This window comes from Nocardia sp. NPDC051321 (assembly GCF_044455225.1).
GTDB lineage: Bacteria > Actinomycetota > Actinomycetes > Mycobacteriales > Mycobacteriaceae > Nocardia.
Genome location: NZ_JBITEM010000009.1, coordinates 321,941 through 348,740, shown reverse-complemented (window position 1 = coordinate 348,740; position 26,800 = coordinate 321,941). Strand labels below are relative to the sequence as shown.

General features: G+C 63.4%; 1 protein-coding gene (only partly in view). It reads right to left on the bottom strand.

What is annotated here, in order from left to right:
* Nucleotides 1-26,800, bottom strand: partial view of an ADP-ribosyltransferase gene (locus ACIA8C_RS23380; protein WP_397137989.1) — the 5' portion only. Its footprint begins 9,428 nt before the window's first position; only the first 26,800 of its 36,228 coding nucleotides appear in the window; its start codon is at nucleotides 26,798-26,800; the stop codon falls past the left edge of the window.

Here is a 26,800-nt window from a genome sequence, read left to right as displayed (position 1 = left end):
CCAGGTCCCCTCGCCGGTAGTTGCCCTCGACCGCGGCCTGCAACTTCTCCGCATAGGGCAGGCCTTCGAACTGCTCGTCCTCGAGAGCCTCTTCGTCACGAATCATCGGGCCGAACATCGGAAGGTCGTCCTCGTGCAGGAACATCGGCTCGAGGTCCGCCAGCCGAACCGGACCGGGGGCCAGGTCGACATCGGCGTACACGCCACCGCGCATCGTCAGCACCACATACCGGCAGATATCCGATACCAGGTTGAAAGCCCCTGCCTGCAAGCTGAAGTCGTAAATAGCGGCCAATTCCCTGCTGCCCAGGTCGGCGACCAGGTCGCGGATATCGTCGCGGATCACGAATTTGTGTGCGGCCGCGCGGATTTCCGGGTCCTGTTCCAGCTGCGCGCGAAGCTTGTCGTTGCCACCCTGAGTCCAGAGCGTGAAGGCCCAATCCGAATTCCCCGCGGATTTCACCCATGCCTTGATATTGGCCAGTGCCGTCGGACTGAGTTCGCCACCGAACCAGGCGAAGTTCATCTCACGGGGTATCTCGTGCACCAGCGCCGCGTCGGCGGCGCGCAGCTTCGGCAGCAGGTCCGCGGCCATCCGCTCGCTCACCCGGCGCAGACCGGCGCGCCCGGCACCGGCGATGAGCAACCGGGCCGGAAGGACGGCCCCGGAGTCGGTGAGCCGATCGAATTCGGCGGGCAGGTCACTGACCGTCACCGCCCGATCGCCGACGGTCGCGGCGGTGCGGGTGAGGAACTGCCGGTATGCGGCACGGATCTCGTCGACGGTGAGCGCCAGGCCCTTCGCCTCGAGGTCGTCGAGCACGTCGAGCAGCAGGGCGTGGTGCAACGGGGTCACCGCGCCGGTTGCCCCGGCATGGAAATCGGTCAGCAACCGATCGACGTGCGCCATGGTCGGCGCCGTCGATTCGGGCAGGATTCCCGCCTCCCGCAGCCGATCCCAGGCTGCACCGGCCTCACGCCACCAGGAGACCGACGTTTCCGGAGCGTCGAACCCAGCGGGCGGCCGCAGTAGATCAGCCGCGCTGTGTCCGTCGACCGTCCGCAGCGGTTCGCCATTGGAGGTGACCCCGGTCGCTGGACCGCCGGTGGAGCGGTCACCGGTGGCACCGTCATAAGGTGCGCCGATGCGGACGTCGCGGGGGAAGTCGGAGATGTCTTTGTGGGGCAAGCGAACTGGGCGGGTCGGTTTGCCGGTCGGCGTGTATAGGACGGCGTGGAAGCTCTCCGCTCGGGTGTCTCCGGGGTATCGGTGGGTCGGGTTGGTGGCGTCGAGGATGAAGATGGTGCCGCGGTCGTTGACCATCCGATAGGCGTGCGCGCCGATGCCGTTCGCGGTGGGGGTTTTGTGCTTGCTGATGACCAGGGCCTGTGCTCCGGGGCCGAGGATTTGCAGTTCCTTGGCGATTTGGTGTTCGTCGGTGTAGCCGCGGAGTTTGGCGCCTGCGGCCTTCTCGGCTTCGCGGCGCGAGCGGCCGGGCAGCCGGCCGAAGCGGCCGAATAGTGTTCTCGATCGGTAGCGCGGGCGGATCGCGGTGCTGTTGTTGTCGTGCTGGATGTCGGTGAGTGTGTCGCGGAGGCATTCGTCGGTGGGCTCGAGGCTGTGGGTAGTGACTGATGTGTGGGTGGTGGTGCCGTCGCCGTGCGTGGGGACTGCGGCCCGGCGTGCTGTGGGAAGGGTTGTGCTGCCGACTGTTTCGGGCAGGATCCGCTGGAGGGCGGCACGGATGCCGCGGCGTGGAGCGGGTGACGAAGTGTGCGGTGCCTCGGACGATGTCCTCGTGTTGTCGGCGGCGCGGCCGACGCGAGATATGAAGCCCCGCAGGCGTTCCCGCGTGTGCTGTCGCCGTGCGGGTTGCTCGTGCGCAGTGTCGCCGGTACGTACGGGCACGCCGCTGTCGATGCCTGAGAGATCCCGGTGCTCGGTCGTGGAGGTTGTTGTGCCGTCGCGAGGTTGGGGGAGTGGCGCGAGGTCGTCGCCGGTGGGCGGCGTGCTACTGATCTGGTCGTCGGATGCCGTGGGTTCGGGGCCGCGTTGGGTCAGCTCGTCGGTTCCGGAAGTCCGCTCGTCTCCGAGGGCTCCGGAACCATCCTGTGTTGTTTCGTTGTGCTGCAGTGGTTCCTGATCGTCGCTACCGTCCACCGAATCGTCATCGAACCGCAGCTGGGATCGCATGTCCGCCAGCCGGAACGGGATCGCCGGGGCGGTCTGGTCGGTGCCGAGTAGTGGTGTGTCGTGGGTCCGGTCCGGATCGCTGTACATCGATCCGTCGTCAGAGCGTGGTGGTGACGAGAATCGGTCTGACAACGAGGCAGGGCCGCGGATCTCTCGGCGATCGAGCGGGCCGACGAGGTCGATGAGCTGCTCGACCTCGCGCTGCCGCTGGACGAGTTCCCCGTCCTCGATCGGTGTCTGCGGCGTCGCGGGCGGTTCACGATGCTCGGTTCTGGTGGATTCGTGCTCAGGCAGCGGCGCGTACGGAACGGTCGACTCGACAGTGCCTGCGCCGAGCCGCTCCTCCGCCGCCAGCACATCGAGCATGCCGCGTTGCCATTCCTCGACCCGAGCGAGGTTGCCGGACTCCGTCGCTCGGTCGACATCGCCCCGCTCTTCCGCCAGGAGTGCGTCGCCGGAGCGGGGTACGGGCCGGAAGTTGTCCGCGTCGTCGGTCCGTGACGTCGTGAATGGGTCCCAGTGCTCGGGTTCGGGTTCGGCCGGTGCGAACGGGAACTCCGAATCCGACTGTTCTGCTTCGGAGTCCGGCCGGAGTGCACTGGGGACCTGCGTGCCAGCCGGAGCACCTGCCAACGGTGGCAAGGCGCGGATCGGTGCTGCCGCAGCAGGTTTGGTGGTTGACCCGTCCGCATCAGACCAAGGCTCCACCGGGGTCTGCCGGTTCCGCCGCTGCTGGGCTTTCCAGTTTCCGGCCAGCACCGCCGGTGCGGGTCGGGTGGGCAGCTTCGTCGGGGGTAGGGGCGCCGCGTTGGGTTCGGTCGGTACGGCGAGGTAGAAATGGTTCCCATAGGTCAGGGCTGTGGCGTTTGGTACTTCGGTGGTTTCCGCACCGAGTATCACTGTCTGCGATCTGTAGTCCGGGCTGTTCAGGGCCAGGAAAAGCCCTCGTCGGCGCAGCGCGGCGCCCGCCGCTTCAGGTGCCAGATGGCTGACCGCGTTTCGCCAGACCCTCGGCCTCCTGATCGCTCGGACCTGCCGGTCGAACTCGGCGCGGAGTCGGCCGTCGTCCCGTAGTGCCCGCAGGGCTGCCAATTCTTCGGGATCGACAAGTCCCTCCGTACGAGATGCATCAGCGATGACGGCCTGGAATTGCTCGAAGTAGCCGTCGGCATTCGTTTCGATCTCGGTGGCGATCTCATCGCGCAATTCGGCGATCCGTTGGTCCAGTATCGCCTGCGTCAAGGGCGGGGCGTTCGGGTAGACCACGCGCTCCAGCATGAGGGGCAGGCAATCACCGTCGTCGCGCATGGATTCCCAGACATGCCCCGCCGGTGCGGGGATGCCGTTCACAGCGGCCGACCGGGGGCCTCGCCACCGGACGCCGCGCGACGAATTGTCCAGTGCTACATCATGATCGGAACGGTTGGGCGGGTCGGTGCGCTGCTTGGGCTGCTGTCCGGGTTTTGGGGCGGGCAAGCTGGGCGGGGCTTTCGGCAGGATATCGACGGTGCGCCCGACGCCGTTGCCGACGGTCCAGGTGGTGCCCTCGGGGCCGGTCAGCTTGATGAGCACGAAGGAGCGGATGCGATGGTTGTCCGATCCGAGGCCGTCCTTGTTCAATGATGTTGTGCCATAACGGATGAGCATGCGTAGCTGGTGGCCCATGCTGACCGACATACCGTGCCCCTTGGCTCCGCCGGCATAGGGGAAGCCGGCGGGTGCGCCGCGGTTGCTGGCGTCCGCGGTGGTGGGGATGCTGATGCCGAAGGTCGGCATGAAGGTGACGCCTTGGTCGGCACCGAAGGCGAAATTCTCCGTCGCGACCCCCAAGGCGTCGATAGCGATTGTTCCGGTAGTCTGCTCGATCTCGTAGGAGTAGAGCGTTACCTCGGCGGTGATGTTGGTGACCTTGTGCCCCGGCGGGTGCGGCAGCGGGGTCGGCAGGTCGGCGCCGGTGTTGCCGGTGCCGAGGAAGGCGGCGATGGCCGCGGGGCCGAGCACGGTGGGCCGGTTCTTCCTGGCCAGCGAGTTCAAGGCGATGACCGCGCTCTCGAAAGAATGCGTCCGGCGGCTGGCCTCGACGCGGGGGGCGACCGCGCGCAGCGCTCGACCGAGCTGATCGAAGCCGTCGAACCAGTACATCTGGAACGGGTTGTTCGGCACCCAGGGCTCCACGAGCCGGGTGGGCAGGTCGGTGGGCATCTCCATCTCGAAGGCCACGCTGCCTTCGGGCGGGGCCGGGCGCGGGATCGACGGATCGGATCGGTAGACGTCGGGTGTGATGCGGCGGCCGGGGTCGATGCTCGGCTCGGTTCTGGTGTCGGCGACGTGGAACTGGACGAGGTTGGTGGATTCCAGGGTGATCGATTTGGTGTAGACCGGGCGCCCCAACTCCGAAGTATCCAGTCCCCGAAGAACAACATCCGACGGCAGCCGGGCCAGCCCCTGAACAGCTAATTTCGCCGGCAGTTCGGCGAGATCCACCAAGCGGGTCGGCAGCGCCTTTGGTAGCAGCCACCACTCGATCGTGACCTCATAAAAGTAGAGAAGTTCGAAGAGCGCGGTGACATCACCACGCATCCACACGTCGAACGACCGGTCAGAGGCGCGTGACCTGCCGCTGGTTCCAGTCCCGCTGAGAGCGAGGCTGAACGTGGGGCGCACGCCGGCCACCTGCCCGGTCGGGTTAATGCTCCACTGGTCGCCTCCTGCGCGATTCGCCCCCACCTTGGTGGTACGGCCACCGAGCACATTGCCGTCGCCCGAGACGTCGTAGAAGGTGTTCTCCAAACCAACGCCGCCGGGAAGTTCTCTGCCGCGTTTCTTGTCGAGATCTGTGGTATCCGGACGTGCGGTGAAGGTGAGCTTGACCAGGCGTGAACCGAACCATGAGGAACGGTTGACGAAGGTGAATGTGTTGCTGCCGGGGCCGATGGTGCGGGGATCGAAAACGTAAGCGTTGTTGTCCATCGACAGGCCCCGGAAGAAGTTGGCGGAACTCGGTCTCATGGTGCCGGGCGCCACCGGCTCCACGAGTTCCTCGATTGCCTTCTTGAACGCGTCTCGGCCGCCCGCGAAGTTTGTACCGACGATTCTGCCGAAAGAGATGACGCCGCCACTCTCGACGAAAGTGTTCGGCAGATACAGTTTTTCTTCGTTCCGTACGGCAATCTTGTGCACGCCGCTGGCTTCGACGAGTGCGGCCAGTTCGGAATGAATTTGTAGATCCTTGTCGTGCGCCATGAATTCAGCTCGGCCCGGCGAATCGACGACAAGGGTGTTGTCACCGTAGGCCGCACGCCGGGCCACGCCGAGGAGGCGCTGCACCCAGGTGGCGAAGTCGTTCGCCACACCGATGAGGACGTTTCGGGTGCCCTTCTCGACAGTGATGACATGGACCACTCGCCCGGTGAACCAGTAGGCCGGGCCGCCGGAGGTCGAGGTGACCCGGTTGGAGCCCAATGATTCAGCGGCACTGGAGCTTTTCGATCTGGAGATGGTGTGCTGGTAAGTGCCGCCGGGAATGAAGCTGCCCTCGGCAGTCTCGCCGAAGCGTTGGGTCATGCTGATGCCGAGCTGGTCGCTGTGCACGGTGGAACTGCCCCTGGCCACGTGGTTGCGTGAGGGGCTCCAGTTCTCGGAGTTGAGTTGCACTGATTTCGGCGACACCTCCAGGTCGGTGATATAGGACTCGATACGTATGTGGAAATCTTTGCCCGCGGCGATGCCCTCGGTACCGCCGACCTCGATGTCGTCGGAGTTATGGGAACCGTGCGCCAGCATGGCCAGCATGGCCTGCGGCGATATGCTGGTGTGAATGACCTGGTAGGGCCCCGACTCTGGATTCGTGGTGCGCGTACCGAAGGCTTGATCCCACACCCACTTACCACCGGCGACGGCCCGATTCCTTGCCAAGTCGACCCAGCCGGTGCCTACCTCGGTATCCGATTCGGGGGCAGGCACCCACTCCGCGCTGTGCAGCACGCCGGACGGATCCACGACGACGATGGTGGGGACTTCCGGCTCTGTGACACGGCGGTTCCAGCGCGGCCGTTCGGCATTCTCGTCGGGTTCGACGGGGAATGCACCGGGCATCCGCGTGCGGGTATCGGCAATGTCGGTTTCTGCGTCGGGTGCCCATTCCGCACTGCGCACCACCCCGGACGGATCCACGACGACGATGGTCGGGATTTCCGGCAGTCGGGTGTCAGACGGGCGGCGGTCGGTCTGCGGGGATGGCTCTGCGGTAGGGGGGTTCCATTGCGGCAGTTCGGCATTCTCGTCGGGTTCGACGGGGAATGCGCCAGGCATCGTCTGCGTTTGAGCGGTGTCGGTCTCGTCGATTCGGCCGGTGTCGGTTCCGATTCTGGATCTGTCGATGAGACTGAGGATGGCCCGGCGGATCATCGTGCTGCTGCCCGCATCGCGAATAATGGCGTCTTGGGGAAGTTTCCACTGCGGCGTGGTGAGGTTCTCGATGTCCTCAGGGGTGACTTTGCGGATGGTAGCGGGTGCGGGCGGGGACGATTCGCCGGGCTTTTCGGACTCTGTGCGGTAGGTGGGGAGATTCAGGCGGGCAAAGCCGGCGCTGCGCTTCGGTTCCGGGCTGGCGCCGTGCCGGTAGGTGATCTCCATCCAATGGGTGACCGGAACAGTGAAATTTTGCGTGCCCTCATCTGCAGGGCTGATGAGCATGTTGTTCGCGCCGGTGTCGAAACCGTGTAGCTCGCTCTCCGAGCGGTGGTACGAATGGATAGCACTCGGCGTGACGCTGGCGAGCAGTTGGCTGCGCTTCACGTCGAACGGATTGGTAGCCGCGACGTTACCACCGCCATTCGGATTGACCCGAACCGAAGTTTTTCCGGACTGCGTGCTGCTGGAAAAGGCGAAGCCGGCTGTGTTCTGTGTCTGGAACTTGGGCAGGATCCAGTCGTGCGTTACATTCTGGTGCGCGTCATCCTCCGATTCGTAGTGGCGTTTGGTGACGAGCCGGATCGAAATTCGCTCGGTCCGGTACCGTCCCGGCTTTTCGAACCAGACGAGCGAACCTCCCTCGAGCTTCCCGGTCTGCTCGTCTACCTCCCCATCGATCATCTCCTGGAAAGCTGCCTTCAAGTTGAACTGCGCGCGCATCTGCTCGAAGGCGACGATATTCGCATCGCGCGCAGCGGCGAGCCCCTGCTGGGTGATCATGTCCAGCACGCCTGGTTTATCGTGTTTGCTGGAGAAGAAGCCGGAGTCGGACAGGAATTCTTCAGCCCATAGGAACAATGGATCGGTGCCCCCGACCGTGACGGGCGTGGTGTCGGGGCCGAGCTGCTGCAGATGCAGGACCTTCGATGGCAGGTACAGTCTCTCGTCCAGTTGCGGTTTGTGACCGAGAGCCTTCTTCGGCGGTACCAGCACGTTGACCGGATACGTTTTCCCGTCGGCCAGTGGGGTATTCGCGGCCGGCCCGAAGCGCTCGCCGTCTTGGACCAGGACGATAGTGACGGTCGCACGTGCCGTCGTATGCAGCAGATCGTCATGGAGCCGCAGCGAGCGCACCGCCTGGGCTTTTCTGCCGTAACCGAGAGTCTGGCTGGATTGGTCGGAAACCCCGCCGCGGAAGGTGATCTGGCCGCCGCGGCGCGAATATCCGGACTCCTCGAATTCCTCGCCCTCGCTGAAAACGAAGCTGAACGCCGGGTGCGTGCCGAGTTCATTGGTGATCGTGGACTTACCCTGCACCCCCAGCTCCCGGACGGTGTAGTTCTCGAGGCCGAACTTCGTATGAGTAGGTCCGGTGAGTTCGGTACCGCCGTTCAAGTCGACCTTCATCAGGAAAAAGCCGAGCGATTCACCGGACGAAGTCTGCAAACGCGGCGAGGCAATCGAACCGCCCCGCATCAACTTGAGGTTGCCGAGGAAATCTTCTTCTTTGAGAAAATCCCGTAGTTCGTCGGCGGAGCCCTCGGAGATGCCGGCGAGATGAGTGCGGAACCCCGCGATGACATCGCTGACCAGTTCGTCGTGGTTCGGACTGCTGAGTGGCGCGTCGAGGGGAACCTCTTCCAACGACGGGTGCTTATCGTCGGCCCCGGGGTGCCAGGCCGGGGGAATGGTGGCCGGATCCGCCTCATCGACCAGCGGCAGTTCAGTGCTGTCGGCCAGGAATTTCGGGAACCAGACAATCATTCGGCCAGGCGTTTCCACATCGATATCGTGCCAGACCCTGGCCGCGGTATCGGTGGACAGCAGATCCGGGCTTTCATCGCTGAGCTGGAACGTCATCGCGTAGTCGAACGGAATGGACGGGCCCTTGCTCGACATCTTGACGGTCGACTCGACCGAGGTGGTGGCCTCGACGTGCGTGGACAACTGGTCATAAATGATCGAACCCTGCGGCGTGAAGTCCAGACTGCTCAATCCACTTTCCCCCATCGGCCATTTCAGGCCATAGGAACCCGACAGGGACCGCAGGTTGTGTTCGCTGACATTATTGCTGACCTGGGACCGACCGCGCGAATAACGGAAAATGGCTACCGGCGGCCCATTGGCGGGATCGTTGCGGTCGCCGACGGGCGCGAGTTGCTCCGGTGCCGGGCGGGCGTCGTCCAGACTCAGGCGTATCGCGATCCGGTGGCGGCGGCCATGGTGCGTCACGGTCAGCGGCATGCCCGAACTGGTGAACAGCCGCGACCATTCGGCGCTGAGCCGACGGGTCGTCAGCACCTGGCGAATCTCGGCTCGCAGTTTCGCCTCCGGGCTGTCTCCGTTCGTTACATAACGGTAGATATCCTCGCCCAGTCGCCGTGCCGTCGATTGCGGGCTTTCTTTGCTCATGACATAGCGGTAGACCTGATCGCAGAGCCACTGCACTGTAGTTTCCGGAAGCGGCATGATCTCGACGAGCTCCTGTACGCCGGTGTGATCCGAACCGAAATCCCCGGTAATGTAATTCGGTTCTATCGGAGCGTTGTTCCAGTCGGCATCGAACACCTTGGTCAGCGCTCCGAGATAGGTGTCACCCTCCGATGGCTCGAACATCGGGGTCACCTGCCTCGGCTCATCGAAGAGGCCGGGCAGCAGGTTATCTTCCGGGCCGTCGAACAGCGAAGCATTCACGCCGCGGTTGTTGTCGCGTGCCGGGGATACGCCGGTGTCATCGCCGGCGCCGATGCGGACATTGCCGAGGGCGGCGGCTCCGGTGGTGGGGTAGCCGGGGACGGTGAATGGGCCGCCGTGTGCGTTGGGGTTGGGCGGGCGGAAGAAGATGGCGGCGGTGACGCGGACGTCGGTAGGGGGTTGGAATGCCTTGATCGGCACCCCGTCGTGCCCGATCCGCTCGTCGCCGAGCTCGATCGGCTCGTCGTCCTCTGTCATCGGGTTGTAAACCCGGACCTGTTTTCCGGCAGCTCGGTCCTTGGGACCGATCGTATTGTCCGCCGGATGGACTGCCCGGGTATAGAACATGACTGTGTGTGCGCCGATGTTGTGCCTGGAGTCGGCGGTCTGCTTACCGAGGACCACGCTTGCGAGGTGACCGGGCCGATATTTGCGTAGCTCATCGGCGATTACCAGGTAGTCGTCGAACTGTTGTAGCTGCGCTCCTGCCCCCTCCTCGAATTCGTTGGACCCCATGCCTTTCAGGTCGACCGGGGCCTCGGGTGGGTGGACGGGGTTGAGCGCGTGGGGGATCGATTTGGGGACCGTGTGATTGTGAACGCGGGTTGCGATGCGCCGCAGCACCAGTTGTGCGCAATCGTTGGTGCGCGGCTTCGGTGCCGGGACGGTCGTGCTGCGCTGATCCGGCTCGGCGTGTGGAATTCCAGGTTGTTTGATCGTGATGTTCCGCGCTGTACGATAAATCGCCAGATCGCGCAGCGCACCGGCCTGCAGGTTGTATTCATACCGGGGCAGGGATCCGTCGCGAGGCGAGTCCACGACGTCGAAGGTTCGATTGTGCGTAACGGTTGCGACGGTATCGTAGACAGTACTCTGGAATGTGAATGTTGCGCCCGGCGGAATATCGTCCCACGTGTGCGTCAGGAACGGAGCCGAGGGGTAATATGTTCTGAGGTTCCGATACCTCCCGAGTAGTTCTTTTGCGGTCAGCTTGGTCTCGTCCGCTTCATCCTTCTCAGCGTTTGCCAAAATGAATCGCGCGCGCGCCAAATTCGCTTGACGTGTCTGCTGATCGAGCGACCTCGGGAGTGTCGCCCTCTCGTAACGATCCATCGTTGCGGGCATTATGGTGACGATTCGCTGGAAGTCGTCCGGGAGCTGCAGCCCCTGGGCTTCCAGGTAGGCGATCGCGAGATCGTTCATATACGAATCGGGTACATAATGCCCGCTATGGTCCACGATAACCTTGACCACCCCGTCCACGGCCGTGATCTCGCCTGCGGCACAGACGGTACGACCGCCGAGGAACGACGAATGCTGGATATGTCCGTTTATTTTCTCGCCGGCATACAGATTGCCGAATTCGTCCATGACGAAGGCGGTGACCCTATTGGGTGACGTAGTGAAGGCGCGCCCGTCATGGGCGTTGTACAGCTTACCGTCGGCCGGGTTCACGAATATGCGGTAACTTTCGCGCTCCGTCGTGTCCATGTAGTGGACGGGGGTGGCGTACTCCAGCGCGCGTTCGGCGAATCCCTCGGCGATGGGCAGCTTCGAGACAGGCCCGAATACGGAGGTTTTCGGGACGATCGGCCGCCGATCGCGGGAATATGTCCGACGCAGTACGGCGCCGATGAGCAGGGGTTTCGCCGGCCTGGCCAGCACCTCCGTGCGTGCCGCTGGAATCCTGTCGCGGGTGACAACTATCGGAGTTGGCCGGACCCGTGGTGGGTTCGGTTTCACCACCGTGAACAGTGCGCCGCGCTCGGTGACACCGATCTCGTATATACCGTCCGCCGAGCGCCGCACGAACATCACCGGCCGGTCCGGGCGGCTGGCGAATTTATACATCGGCATGCCGCGGTCGGCCATCGTGTAATTGGTCTGTTTCAGGTCGAACAGCGCCTTGAAGGCGAGCTCGCTACGGTCTTCGCCTACCGCTCTGATCCCGGTCGGTTCGCCACGCCGCAACGCCGCTATTTCTTCATCGAGCAACAGTGCGCGCTGGTTTCTAAAATATTGGCGGAATTCGGGAGTCGTAGCATCTCCTGCGGCACGGATCTCGCTGTCGATGCGATCATTGGTAATGTCTCGGGTAAATCGTTCTCTTTCCTTGGTCAGATGCGCGGCGATATCGTTCAGTAGTTGCTTGCGGCTCTGGTAATAGAAAATCGAAGACAGTGTAGGGATCAGGGAATCGGGACCATCGTGGATTCGGTACCAGCGCGGCGGGGTGGGGACGGTGATTCGGACGGTCTTCGATGGATGATTGTCGAGTAGGCGGTTGAATTCCGCTTTATCCAGGATGATCGTGCGCCCCTGGGTGCTGATCGCGAGCTTGCCGTCTGTGCGGATGGTAGCGGTCACGGGTCCGGTGACGGTGTAGAAATGTAAGGTCGTTCCGGTGTCGAACTTATCAGCGTCCACAAACGACTTGATGCCGCTTTTCTCCATGACTTTGTAGGGAGCGGAGCTGGTGATCCGCGGCTGGTCGGCCCGTACTCGGTGGATATTCCGGGTCACCGCCTCGGAACCGGCGCGGCGCCAGAAATCGCCGGCGGGCCGCGTGCCGAGCGGCATGGGCGGCAGGCCCCCGTTCCACGTCACGTCGACCCGGTTGTTTGCGAAGGCGGCGTCCAGCATTCCGTACCGGGTCCGGATGGACAGCCTGGTCCCGTCCGGGAATTCGGTGCCGGTGAACCTCGAGACGAAGTCGGCCAATCGGAACGTGGTGGGCGGCTGGACAACCCGTACCTCATCGACCTTCGCGACGCGCCCGGATCCGGCGCGCTGCCAGAATTCCTCGACCGCGTACGTCCCGAGCGCGATGGGTGAAACACGACGTTTCGCAGGGCCGGCTTGCTGGGCATCCGAAGCCCCGGAATCCGTTCGCTGCCGCCTGGGCGCGGGCTGGTCATCGTTCCACCGCACGTCGATGCGGCCGTTGTCAACGGTGGCAACGAGTTCCCCGCGCCCGGTCTGTATGTACAGCTTTGTCCCGTTCGCGATCGCGGCGCCGCGGAACGTGTCGACGACTTCGGTCATAGCGTGCGTGTTGTGCGGCAGGACAACGTGTATTTCCAGCGCACGCTGCGCCGCGTGCTGGGATCTGAGGTGGCTCGCGAAATCGGCGACCGGGTGACTCCCGACCGGGATGGGGTCGTCGCGCACCACGTTGACGTTGCCGTCGTCGAAGGTGGCAATGAGTTCGCCGACCCGGCTCAGTAGATACAGCTTTGTCCCATCCGGATATTCGGCGCGGAAGAACCTGGTGAGGAATTCGGGCATACGGTAGGTGCCGGGCGGCAGCGCCGGAGCAGGGAAAGCGAACGCAGCCACCGGTTCCTCGGCCGGTGGTGCGCCGATGAGGGCATCGCCCAGGGCATCGGCACCGTCGAAGGGATGGCCGAGAATGATACCTACCTGCCCACTGGGCGTATACGTAATGGCGGTAGTCGCGCGACTGGACGGGAAGACGTAGTCCTCGAAGAGACAATCAACCCCGCTAGCGGGATCGTGCACCCAGATCAGGTTTTCCAAGTTGTACAAAACAATGGTGTGCGCACCTATACCACGCTCATTCGGGCTGAGGTGGCGATCGATGACAAACGTCAGAGAACCAGGACCCGACTCGAACAAATGGTTGGCAACAATCAGGTGACTGCCGATTACTCCCGGCTCGATTCGCTGCAACTGTCCACCGGCAGCGGCTTCGAACTGACTTGCAAACCAGCCGGCCAATCCTATCGGACGCCCGAGCGGCAGGAAATCGATGAGCGGGTTCAACATCTCCGCATAACGCAATGCAAGCAAGGCGCAATCATCAGCCGGTTGGGGTACCTGGTGTCGGGGCTGCACAACAAACGGGCTGGGGGTTGCCGGTGTCTGATCGATGCGTGGGTAGGCACTACTGCCATCGGTCTGTGCTGATGCTGCCGATTCGGGTAGCAACGTTGTGATCGGGGCGCCGGAGATGTGGTAGAGCAAACCTTGGCCAATCAGCCGGTTGGCTTCGTCCACCGCCTTTTTGCAACGATCGATCGGTGACTCGCCGCGAGCGATAGGGCCGATTCCGAGGGCTGTGAATAGTCCGCTCCTCGCCTTTTCTACTTGGCGCAGACTGAGCAAACCACTGTGGTGGCGGACAATGTCCTCGCTCTTGAAGCGATTTGCCTGAAAGCTCTCGAGGATCTTCAGCTGATTATCCGAACGTAGCACCACCTTCCTCGGGCCACCGGTTGGGTCGGATTCGTAGACTGTCCCGACGTCTTCGCGGTGTTCACCGGACGCTCTTTGCCGGTGTGTGCGTACAGGCCCGAAAATTGCTGCGACGTAGGGCGTTTCGTCGGGTGCTTGCCCGTGTTGATAGGTGGCGTTTTCGGGGCGTTGCCGGAGGTAGTGGATGGTGGCGCCGACAGTGTGGTCTGGTGTGAGGGTGTATTGCATGGCGCCGCGCCGGATGATGATGTTCTTTACGGTCCGGTCGGTACCAGCGTGGAGCACGAACGGCACGCCGGGATATGTAGTGGACCGGTTGCTGGTGGTGCGGCCCGCGGCGGTTGCCTCGATTTCGTCGTCGAGTGCGGCACGGCGTGCGGCGGTGATCTGGTCACGGATTCGGTCGGCGCGGGCGTTTTCGGCACTGCGCATGTCGGGGTCGGCGAGGTCGTCGTCGGGGATTTGGCGTCGGTAATGGTCTTCTTGGGCTCGCAGCGCGTCGATGTCGTCGTTGGTGATGAGGTCGACGTACCTGTTGAGGTCGGCCGCGAGGTGCTCGGCGATGACGTGGTGTAGCTGCTGTAGCGGGCCGAGGTCATAGATGCCGAGTACGTGGGCGAGGGCAGTGACGGGTGGGTGCTGGTCGTCGCTCCAATGGATCGGTGTGGGTGTGTGGATGGTGATGTCGGGAGTGCTGAGGGTTTCGAGATGGTCGAGGAACGCGGAGACGGTGAGGGTCCGCGGCCCGGCTGGGGTGCTGAGTTCGATTACGCCGCCGGCGCGGGCGGTCACGATGGTGCGGTCGGGGAGATCGATTCGGGTGTTGGTGGGCAGGGTGGGGTGGCGGAGTTGGTGGATGAGGTTATCGACGGTGGCGTCAGTGGCATGGGTGGCGATGTCGGCCCAATAGAATTGGAGCCACGACCGGCGGGCGTTGTCCACAGCGGATTCGTCGAGAACACGCCACTTGGCCAATTCGGTCATTGCGGACCGGCGGTCGGACGCTCCAAGCGTCCGGTTGGCACCGGCCCTACCATTTATCGCGTCATCAATCGACTTCTCGTCGATTCCAGGAAATTCGATACGTGCGAGATGCGCAGCAATGTCTCTATTTGATTTCCAATTGGCGGCCTGGTGTTCGAAGATCGCTTTCTGAAGGAGTGTGAAAGTGGGTCCGATGATTGTGGTGACGTAAGGGCTTCTATCGGGCTTTTGTGCGTGCTGATAGACCTGGCCGTCAGGTCGTTTCTGGAAGTGGTGGACTTTTTGGCCGGGAGCCGGGTCGACGATGAGGGTGTGCCGGGCGGTGCCGTGTTGGACGACGAAGTTTGTTTTGGTGTATTCGGCGGCATGGAATACGAAAGGGAGGCCCGGGTGCATGGTGGAGCGGTTATTGGTGGCGTGGCCGTTACGGATAGCGGTATTTTCATGGCTGAGTGCTTCGTGGCGCGCGCGGTCGATGCGGCGATCGAATTCGGCACGGCGGGCGACTTCGGCGTGGACCATGGTTGGACTGTGCGGGGTGGGGCTGGTGTGGAATTGGTGGCGGAGATGGTTTTCGAGAGCCTGTTCGGCGTCGATGTAGTCGTTGGTGATGAGATGGACAAATTTGTCGCGGTCGGCGTCGAGGCGGTCGGCGATACCATCGCGCAGCTGCTGCAGGTCGCCGAAATTGTTGATGCCGAGTGTGTGGGCGAGGGCGGTGATGGGTGAGTGCTGGTCGTCGCTCCAGTCGGTGGGGGTGGGCGGGTGGATTGTGACGCCACCTTGGGCATCGAGAGTTTCGAGGTAGGCGACGAATTCGACGGCATCGACCGTTTGCGAACCGTCGACGGTGTCGAATGCGATCCTGCCGTCGGGGAAGACGGTTGCGGTGGCGTTGCGGGGAAGGTTGATTCGGGAGCCGGTGAGCAGGATCGGGTAATGGTCTTGCCCGATCGGGGTGGTGCGAGTGGTCGGTCCCGAAGTGTCGGCAGTGGGGTAATGGACGACGGCAATGGTGACAGCGCGGTCGGGGTTGGTGATGTGGGCGTGGATGAGCTGCCTGGCGGTGTCGCCGTAGTAGGCGGCGTCGCCGTGGAAGACGGGCAGGTGTTCCGCGGCGGCGGGATCCGTGTAGTGATGGTAACGAAGGTGTGGCTGCAGACCGCCGTCGTCGGTGACGTTCAGTAGCAGTGTCGTTCGAGGGTCTACGAGATGAATGCCGGTGCCGGGCGGGAAGAGTCGGGTCTCCAGGACAAGAGCCATGTCCATTTCGGCGAGCAGCTGAAGGGGGTTGGGGAAGACTTTGATGTTGCGGGCGTTGCCGTCGAGGCCGAGTCCGCTTCCGGGCTGGGAAGTGGCCGGACCGTGCACCGGCGCCGGTTGCTGAGTCGGCACCGCCGGACCGGGATCGGTCGTCGCCGGTCGCGGCGGGACAACTTCCTCATCGATGACTTCGAGGCCGAGGCGGGGCTCGGGGGCGAGTTCGACGTAACCGTACAAGACGGTGATCCTGGGGTTGGAGCTGTCGTATCCGGTGATCCGGTAGCTGGTATTGCGTGCCAATACCAGCTCGTTCTGGTGTGGATAGTGGCCGTCCGAGCCGATATAAACTCCGCGTGTACCGGGTGGAACTACGAGTTCCATACGGAAGTGATGGTCGAGGTTGCGGTGGATGCCCTCGGCGGCGAGCGAGGTGGACAGGAAGCCGACTTCCAGTTGGGCGGCGTTCGACAGCAGGTCGAGATCCGTCCGTCCGCTCAACGTGCCACCATCCAGGGTGTTCAGGAAATCGATGTCCGTCAGTGAGCGCACGAGGCGAATCGGTTCGGTCAGTGGCAGCAACCGGTCCGTCGCCTGATCGAGCAACTCGATTTCGCCGAAAATGACCTCGGCGTCGAACGGAACTTGGAAGAACTCCTGACAATGCTCGTCGTTTACCCGGTAGCTCCCGGCATTGATCTCGATTTCCTCCCAGTAGGACTCCGGCTGGTCGCTGTTCAAGATATCGTTCAGCGCCTGCAGCTCTCGATCTTCGTTCTCGGTGAGATAAGGCCTGGTGCTCAGCGCGATCCGGCGGTTCGCGAGATCGTCGACGTCCGGGTACACGTCATGCGCTCCGGTCACCAGTTCCTCGATCGCAGCGTGCCGCCCGGCCCGATTGGACCATTGGACGAATTGTTCAGCCGAGAACTGGCGTAGTACGTCGCTGGCGAGCTGCGTGTCCTCGTATGCGTGCAATACATTCTGCAGTTCGCCCGAGAGCTCATCCCATCGGCGTAGCTGATAAAAGCCATAGGCGGCACCGGCCTCATCGGTGTCGAATACACGTATCCCGTTGACGATGTGGCCTTGGTTTGTGGGGTCGTAGTTCGGGATGAATGGTTCGAGGTCGGTGTCGTCTTGTTCGAGACCGAGGCGTGGTTCGGTGGTTGTGGTGTGGCCGAATAGTCTGGTGATGCCGTTGGTGTGGTCGTATCCGGTGATCACGTAGTTGGTGTTGCGTGCGAGGACGAGTTCGTTTTGCCAGGGGAGGGCGGTGTCGTGGCCGATGTAGGTTCCGCGCGTGTTGGGCATGATCGCGAGGACTAGTAGGTAGGGGTGTTCACCGTATAGGTCGACAGTTTCGGCGGTCAGTGAGGTGGACATGTGGCCGAGGTCGGTTTGGGGTGCGTTGGTTAGAGCGTTGAGGTCTGTGCGTCCGTTGAGTGGGTGGCCGTTTCGGTCGAGTAGGAAGTCGATGTCTTCGAGTGCTCGCAGGACGCGGATGGGTTCGGTCAGTGGTAGCCGGTGTCGGGTGGCGGTGTGGAGGTCCTCGATCAGTCGTTCGAGGAGTTGGCGGGGTGTGTATCGGCCTTGGAAATGTTCTTGGGATAGGTATCCGAGTGTTCGGTGGTCGCGGCCGTCGATTTGGATTTGTTCCCATAGCGCGGCGGGGTCCTGGTTGATCAGGATGCTGTTGAGAACCTGTATTTCTTGTGTTTCGAGGGGGGTGTGGCTGCTTTGGTTTTGTAGTGTGTAGAAGCGGCTGTTGAGTGTTGTGAGGTCTGCTTCGGGACCGTTGGTGTAAGCGACTACGTTTTCGAGTGCGGCGTTCTGTTCGATTCGGGTCAGCCAGTCGGCGCGTGCGTTTCGTCCTGGATAGAACCGCAGTGCGAAGTTGACGATGACCGATTCTTCGTAGGCGAAGAATGATTGATGCTGGTTCTCTGACAGGTCGTCCCAGTTGCGTAGTTGGTGGAATCCGAAGCTGGCTCCTGCGGCGTCGGTGTCGAATACGCGGACGCTGTTGACGATGTGGCCTTGGTTTGTGGGGTCGTGGTTCGGGATGAATGGTTCGAGATCGCTGTCGTCGTCTTCGAGACCGAGGCGTGGTTGTGGTTTGCGGATTGGGCGTGCGGTGGGGCGGGTGGTTGGGATGGGGCGGGTTTGGGGGGTGTAGTAGATGGCGCGGGTGTAGGCGAGTTCGTGTGGTGGTCGGGGTGGGAATGGGTGGTTGCGTCGTAGTGCTCGGTCTTTGATCATGATGGTGCCGTTGACGTTTCGCATGACGTAGACGTGGCCGCCGATGCCGTGGCGGTTGGGGCGGGCGCGGTGTTTGTAGTTGTCGACGACGAGTGCTTTGTGTTCGTGTCCGAGTGTGCGGAGTCGGTCGTGGATTTCGGTGTGGTTGCGGACCGGTTGTAGTTGGGCTGCTGCGTGGGTTTCCAGTTCCAGACGGGTGCGTCCGGAGAGGTCGGCGGGTTCGGCGGGAACTGTGACGACGGAGTCTGTGGTGTCGTCGTCATCGAGGAGTTCGATCAGTGCGAGTCGCACACAGTCGTTGCTGCGATTCGTGGTGATCTCGGTGTGGGTGAAGCCGAGCCCTGCCGGACTGACGGGAGCGTGGTACGAACTGCTGCCATCGGTCGCAACTGGGGCAGCCCGCCCGGGCAAAGGTGTATTGAGTGCGGCGAAGGTCTCGGCGTCGAGGTCGCCCCGCCTGGCTAGGATATGGGCTATGGTCACCGCCCTTTCGGCAGTCGACTCCTCCGACTCGTGCCGTATGGACTGGACTCTCAAGCGGGTGAATAGACGATCCCTCGCTGTGCGTATGGCGCGTGCGGTAAGACTGGGATCGGCCAATTGCATGCGGGCACGGATGTCCGCGAGCCTGGTGAATCCTGCGGCGAAGTGCTGCAGAACCCTGTTCTCCAGGATCAACTGCGGCTGGGGTACGGCTTTGGCGTGCGTGTCGATGTCGTCCGGCCTGAGCAGGTTGTAGTCGGAACTCGAGGCCAATGTCTCCGCAAGGTTCTCGCGCCAATCACCTCTGATTTGTTGACCGTTTTCCGTGGTTTCGATGCCGAATTTCCGGTGTATTTGGTCCCATACGCCTCGGACTCTGCGCGCGGTGGTAACAGTCTTTTTGCTGTTCGCCTTGCGATACTCGGCAATGTCCTCTGATTTTTTGAAGCCAGCAGCGTAGTATTGGATGAGCTCAATGTCATCTGGCGATATCGTCGCGGGCGCGGCAGTTTTTGGGAGTGATGTCGGATCGGGCAAATTTTTGACGATGCGGTAGTCGAGTTGCTTTTGTCGATGAGCTGCGATGGCGATTTCATCACGTTGCATGAAGGGGTTGGGCCGGGCGGTCAGGTTGAGGTCGTAGGCCGCCGTGATCAGGATGAGTTCGAGTGCTTTGTAGGTAAGACCTAAGTCCTCGGCGATCTGCCGGTTCGTACGGCCTTTGACGATGTGGTGGAGGACGGCCTGCTGGCTGGTTGCGAGCGGGACACCGGGAATCGTCGCGTGGATATCGCGGGCGGCTGTGGTCGCGTAGGTGTACGGATTTTGCTGGAAATAGTGGACTTGGGCGCCGGGCGTTGGGTCGTTGATGAGGGTGTGCTGGGTGCCGTCGAGGTGGATGTAGACGAGGTTGATCTTGGCGTAGTCGGCGGCGGCCTCGAGACGGAAGGGGAGGCCGGGGTGGGCGGTGGAGCGGTGGTCGGTGGTGTGGCCGTTGCGTAATGCGAAGACTTCTTCGTCGAGCGCGCGGGCTCGTTCGGTGCTGTAGTTGTGAAATCCGTTGTGCTGCCCAGCATTTTCGATGCCTGGATTGGTGATGCCGTGGATGTAGTTGTCGCGGTGGGCGTCGAGGTACTCGGCGAGGTCGTTGCTCAACTGCTGGGGATCGCGGCCGAGCATGTCGGCGAGGGCGGCGATCGGGTCGTGGTAGTCGTCGCTCCACTGGGTGGGGGTAGGTGCGTAGACGACGACGTAGGGAGTGTCGAGAGTGGCGAGGTGGGTAAGGAATTGGGTCGGGTTGAGGATTTCCGACTCGACCGAGGTGCGCAGCTCGAGTTTCCCGTCGGTGCGGAGAACGGCGGTAGTGTTGTCGGACAGGTGGATTCGGGTACCGGCGAGCAGGTCGTTGTAGCTGAGTTGGTGGGTGAGGTCAGCCAGGGTGGTGAATTCGGTGGGATCTGTCGATGGGCGGTGAACGGTGGTGGTGCTGAAGATGCGGTCTTGGTTGTAGATGTGATCGTGCAGGAAGGCGCGGATTTCGGCGCCATGCATGACGGGTGTGTTGAGCGGGATGCCAGGGTTGTCATTGCTGCGGTACTGCAGGTTGAACTCATTGGGGCCGGCGATGACGATCCGGAGCGTTCCATCGAGGTCGAGGATGCTGATGACGGTGCCAGGTCGATCGGCGAGGAATTCGCTACCCGTCTCCCCGGCGCTCGGATCGAGATATCCGAGGAATTCGGCCGGGTCCTGGAAGACCCGGATGCGATCCTGCGCCGGAATGTAATCGCTTTCCATGCCGAGGCGTACCTCGTCGTCGGAGTGCGCGACCGAGCCGAGACCGGCGGCACCATCCAACGACCCGGCCGCGTGTTGGAAGCCGTCATGCCGGATACCGGAGTCCCGGACCGCCGGATTCAGGACATCCGGGTGTGCGGCCGAATAGGAGTCGGCGGCGTCGAAGATCTTGTCCAGCGGACGGAAATATGGCTCGTCAACCGGCGGTTCGAACACCGATTGCCCGGAGGCTGCGGATCGACCGAACGTACTGGATCCGTTGCGCGACAGAGAATCTGCTGAACCGTCGAAGGTCGACGTATTCGGCGGCGAACGTCGAGCGGTTATCGCAGAGTTGCCATCATTCCGGGTGCTGGTGAGCTCCTGCGCCGGAGGCGGCGCCACCTCGGTCGGCGGCACCTTCCGAGCGTCACCGGGAGCGTCGTCGTGAGTGTCGCTGTGCACATCGGTGTCGGTGGTGAAGTCGCTGTCGTAATGACTGCTGGTGTCGCTGTGCGTGTCGCTGTCGTCGTTGGTGCTGCTGTCGTAGTGAGTGTTGTTGTCGCCGTGGGTATTCGCGCCATCGTCAGGATCGGTGTCGCGGTGCATACCGGTATCGGCGGAGCCATCGTTACGATCCGGCTCTGGTATCGCAATCTGCTGTTCCGGCAGCTGCACCGCGGGCGGCGGTGCGGTGAAGTCCATTCCCGGCGGGGCCAGTCCGAGACTGTCGAGCGCCAAAAGACCAGCCAGCGGAGGGGCATTGGCGTGGTAAGCCGCGCCATGCTTGGGCAACAGCATGTATTCGTCGACCGACTTCTGCAGCGCGGGGGCCACATTCTCGCGGAGGTTCTGTTCGGCTTGTTGCAGGGCATGCTCGGTACTGTCCATCCGGGCACGCGTCTCGGGGGTGTCGTGAGTCTCGTGTGCGGCGACCGCTTCTCGATGTTCCTTGGCGGAGTTCTGGTAACGGATGACTTGCTCGCGTACACCGTGGTTGGCCACCGGACCGTCGTAGTCTCCCGGTGCGATGAAGCGCTTGTGGGTACCCGGGAAACCTCCCTCCGGGTCGGGCCCGGAGCCGCCGCGCTGAGCTCGGCCCCGGATCTGGATGTGCACAATCTCGCCGAGTCCCGGTCCACCGCTGGACAGCACGACCGTCCCGCCCAGCTCGACCGACGCCGGCGTGGGCACCGCACTCTTGCCGCGTCCGTCGTCCTTGTTCCCGATGTGCGCACTGCCCGGTGGACCCCAGTCTTTGGTCTGCTGGTTCGCCAGCTGTTCTGCCTCGACCCCATTGCCGTGCGTCTCATACCATCTCGCGTCGCGCATGGTGTATTCGAGTTTGACCTTCTCCGCTACCGGCAACCCTTTGGCTTTCGCCTCGGCGTGCACTTGCTCCTCGGTGATCTTGTCGATCCAGTCGACGATCCCGTATTCCTCCAGTTGCTTGTCTTTCCAGGAGTTCAACGCGATCTCCTCGACGACACGACCGTCGTCGCCGCGCACGATACGGACGTCGTCGCCGGCGATGTCACGGTTATCGGTCATCACTACCCAGTGCGGGCGACCGCGCTGCTTCGCGCCGGTGACGGTGCCGTTGTTGTCGGTGATCAGCTCGATCTTCCCGTCCGGCGCAATCAGATTCGTGACGAACTCCTTGCCCATTGCCTCGAGTTTGAGTTCCCTGGTGTCGAAATTCAGGTCCTCGGACTCGATCTTGTCCCGGTAGAACGCCTTGACTTCCGGGACCGGCCCGATCCCGCGCTGGTCATACAGCGCGTTTTCCACGTGCTTCAATGTGGCGGAGACCCCGGAGGGCGAATGCAGGTAGCTGCTGCCGATGAGCTGGCCGAATCCCAGATACAGCGTGCCCTCGGGATGGTTTGCCCGCACCGGCACCCCGGCAAGGATATCGAGGAATTGGCCGACCCCCTGCAGCCGGTTCTCCCGGACCTCACCGGTGCCCTTGGTTCGATCGACCATCAGCTTGTCGGTGGTATTGGAGGCCAGCAGCCCGGTCCGACCCGGATCCTTCGGGTTGTGCGGATCGAACGACTTGATCCAATCGGTATTGCGCCGCTGGCCCCAAATCGCCTGTGCGGACATCTTATACAGCTCGGCGTCCGCTAACCGCACCGGGGCATCGCCGATCCGGTTCAGTTTCTCGATCGCGGATTCGGTAAACGTCGCCTGCCACATTCCCCGGGTGCCAGCCGGCTTGCCGAAGTCCGCGCCCGTCAGGCCGTGGAGTTTCGCCGACGCCACCACCCGATAGAACACCGTTTCGAGATGTTTCACCACCTCGGGGCTCTCATCTTCCCCACCACGGGGCGCCAGCACGGCCTCCTGCCCGTCGAAATTCGCGGCATCGAACTCGTCGCCGGTGTATTTCCCCTTCGGGAACGGCTCGAACTTCTCTTTGATCTTGTACTTCTCCAGGACCGAGTCCAGCTTGTGCTTCATCTCGTCGAGCCCGGGCCGCTCATTATTGAGCCAGTCCCGCAGCTCGTTCACCTCTTTCGGCGGCGCCCCCGCCGCGGTGATCCGATCGAGCACTCCCTGCGTTTTTCGCAATGCCGCGAACTCGAAGTCTTCCTTTGTCCCGATGATCACCCCACCGGTGGGCATCGGCCCTTCATCGGTCATCCGTGAGACCGACGCGCCAAGATCGCCGAGAGAGGAGTTGGTCAACGACTTGACCAGTTTGACCATCCCCGACGCCAGGTTGTCGCTACTGGTGGTCGCATACGCCGTCTTGTGCTCGATCGCGTCGGTGACCAGCCGCATCGCCATCAACAACTCCTTGCCCGTGCCGGTGCCCATATTGGCGACCTGAAGCAGATACCCCTCCATCTGGTTCTTCCTGGGAGTCCAGCCTTCCGGATGTGCCATCCGTATGAACGTCCGCATATGGGCAAGCCGCTCGTGCGGCTCACCGTCGGCGATAATCTTCCGCATCTGCTCTCCGGACGGAGGTACCGCCACCGGATCGTCGGGCCGCTTCGGCGACAACAGCTCGTGCTCATAGCGCGACACCGCGTCCAGCAAATCCTCCGTCGCCGCCATCCGCTTCGCCACGATCGCGTCGAACGCCGGACGGCGTTTGGCGAATCCCGCGTCGAACGCCGCCTTGTCCGCCGCGCCCGCGTTGTCCAGTACCTCCTTCCGTTCGCGGATCACCTCCTTCCCGACTGTGGCAAGCTCGTCACGCGCCGCGCGGTAGGCGGCGGTGTCGATGTCCAACTGATGTTTCAGCTCCGCCATCGACGAACCAGCCCGTGCGGTCGAGTCCCGTTCACCGAATTCTTCCTGCAGCGATCGCACTCGTTGCGCCACGTCGGCCTTGAAGCGCCGGGGATCACCCACGACCCGTCCGGTCGCGCCGTTCCCGGCCGAATCGGACTGCAGCCAGCGGATCAATCTGCTAGCGGCACTCGGCTTCTCGTTCGGATCGAGGACAAACCGCTCGGCCCTTGCCGCGTTCAGATCGGCATTATGCTTCGCGGCGGCCTGCAGCAAGGCCTCACGTTCGACCAGCTCCGTACGCAACTGGCGCGCACGAGCGTCGATATCGCGGCGCAGCCCCTCGAGGTGATCCGCGCGCGGCTCGGACCCGCGAACCTCGGCGTTGTACTCTCGCCTGGCCTGCACTAGACCCTGGTTTGTTTCCATGACCCGGCCGTGCGCCTTCTGGATGCTGCCGACCAGCTCCTTGTCCGCCCGCGCCTCGTGGTTGGCCGACGCCGCGTTGAGGGCGTCCTGGCTCTTCTCCCACCGCTGCTGCGTCTCGCGAAAACTGTCGATCTCTCGCGTAAAACCTTCTTCGGTGCGGGTATAGACAGCGGCATTGTGCGCGTCGGCCACCGCGATGTCGTCGTGGTGCTTGCCCGCCAATTCGTGGTACCGCTCGTCGACGGCCCGATCCAGCGCCGCGTCGTGCTCGGCGCGCGCCGCCTCCAGCCGCGACTCGGCCTCGTCACGCAGCTCCCGGAATGCGGCGGCGGGCGCTCCCTCCTTCGGCGTCTCCTCGTGGTCGAGAAGCCGCCGGCTGTCCTCGAACTCCGCCTCCGCGACCTTCAGCCTTTCCCGGGCCGTGATCACTTCCGGGTTGTTGCGGATATCGTCGGATTCCCGCAGGGCACGTCGCGCGTCTATCTCACGCTGGTCCATCGGATCCTCGGCCGCATGGCGAACGGGCGGGCCGGGATCGTCCTGTGCTTCTGTGGCGCGCAGCCGCTCGTAGATCTCGGCGGGGGAGTGCGCGGCCAGCTCGGCCGCTTGCCGAGGGGGCTGCTCGGAAACAGCCGGGCCGTCTTTTGTTTCGGACAGGTGCACCCGCGGCCGTCGAATCGAGCGGTTGTCGGGCTCGTCCGTTCCGTTTTTGCGTTCCGGCACAACGTTTTCCGGGTGCCTCCGGGAATCATCGCCCGAGTTGCGGTTGGTACGAACCGGATCGGCTTCCGAGCCGGACACGCGGTGCACGGCAGGGCTTTCCGGCCGCGCCCCAGCCGCGGGCCCGACAGTGCGCTCCGGTGACGCCGCCCGTGACGAGGCCGGTGACTGTTCGTCCCTGGCGGCGACCGGACGTTGCCCGGCCGGGCCGGACTCGTTGTGTGCCGCGGTGATCCGCGTGTGCGATTCGCCGTCGGATGCCGAGGTGATGGGTGCTCCCGACCGTCCGCGGATCGGCTCGGAGTCCGGTGTGGTTGGCCGAGTGGAGATTTCGGAGCCACTCCGGGTGCCATTCGTCGATACTCCATCCGTGGACCGGCCCCGGCTCTGCGAGTCCGCCCCGCTGTCGGTAGACGAGGCCCGGGGCGACGGTCGCGGCTCCGCCTGACTTTGCGGCGGCTCGTGCCTGGCCGAGGCGGGGGACTCGGACCCGTCGCGAAGGTGACTGGTCGAGCTATGCGACTCGGACCCGTCGGGAATTCGGGCGTGCGATCCCGGCGGGTTGAATTCGCCGGAATTCCGGGATACCGACGAATGTGTTTCGGGCCCAACCGAACCCCCATTCCTCGACGCACCACCGTTACGAGCGAAGTCCCGCGAGCCCTGGGACTCAGGCGACGGGGACGTCGAACCTGCTGCCGGTTCCGGCTTGGCTCCGAACCCGCGGGTGACCGGTGGCGGCGCACTGGACGACCGGTGCACACCATTGCCGTTCGATGCCGCCGACGCGCCGTTCGGTGTCGTCGACGCCGAAACCTTCGACGTCGATCCGTCGAAGCCGGTCCCGCCGACCGAACCCGCGCGCGGCCGCAGCACGCTCGCTGCCGAGATACTGCCGGTGCGCACGGAAGCCGGTCGAGTCGAGGCGGTGTTCTTGTCCTGCATCGAGGGCGGACCGGAACGCGAATTCTTCTCCGTTACTTCGGATTTCGTCCCCGCTGACGGGTTGTTGCCGTTCTCGCCGCCAGTCGCGCGCGATGTCGACCGGGTCTGTTTCTCGGAACCGCCGTTATCCGTCGCCCGCCCGCCCGCGCCCCCGCGCCCATCCTTGCCGTCCTTCTCCAGCACCGAATGGATGGAACTGCCGTCGGAGATCTTCAGATCGATCTTGCCGTCGGTCCCGATGCCCTTGGCGTGCATGGCCTCGCCCCGCATGTGACCGACCGCGCCGTGTATACCACCGAGCATGCCGCCGCCCGCGGCGCCGGCGAGCATGGCCGGATCGAACTCCCACTCCCCGGTAAGAACACCACCGGTGACGAAACCCGCGCCGGCACCGACCAGACCACCGGGGACACCGGCGCCGATCGCGATGCCCGCGGACTTCCACCAGGTCATGCCCTCCCGGCCGATCCAGTTGCCGAGGCCCTTACCGATAATCGCGCCGACGGGTGCCGCTGCCGCACCGGACGCCGCGCCAACCGCTCCCGCGACCCATATCCGCTTCATGTCGAATCCGTCGATATGCCCCTTATCCAGTTGGATTTTCTCGATCAGGGCCTCGGTAAAGAGGCCGAGGCCGCCCTGCGTCCCAGCGCTGATCCCGGCCAGCTTCCACATCGGCTGCCGCGCGATCCAGTGGGCGTGTGACGCGATTTTGTTGAGCAGCGTGCGGCCGATCCCCGTCATGACGACCGCGGTTTCGGCCTCGAGGGCGGGAACCATCATCGCGCCGAACAGGGTGGTCAGGGCGTACGCGATCTCGGCGGCCAGGATCGCCAGCGTGATGATGACCTGCAGCTTGGTGTGCTCGATTTCGGCGCCCATCTCGCGCGCCGATTTACCCATCCCCCGGAGCGACTGGACGAGCTTCGGGATCGACTGGTCGCCGGTGAAGAACATGCCGAACTGCTTTTTCATCTTGTCTTCGCCGTCGCCGGAATAGCTGGCGGTCGCGGCGTCACACGCGGTGTGCAGCTGGTCGAGCAGCGCTTCCAGACCGTCCGCCGCCGTTTTGTAGTCTTCGGCGAGCGCGAACATCTTGTCCTCGTCGCCTTCCGGCCACGCGGCACCCGACAGGTAACTGAGCCATCGCAGGCCCTCGGGCATGTCGATGCTCAT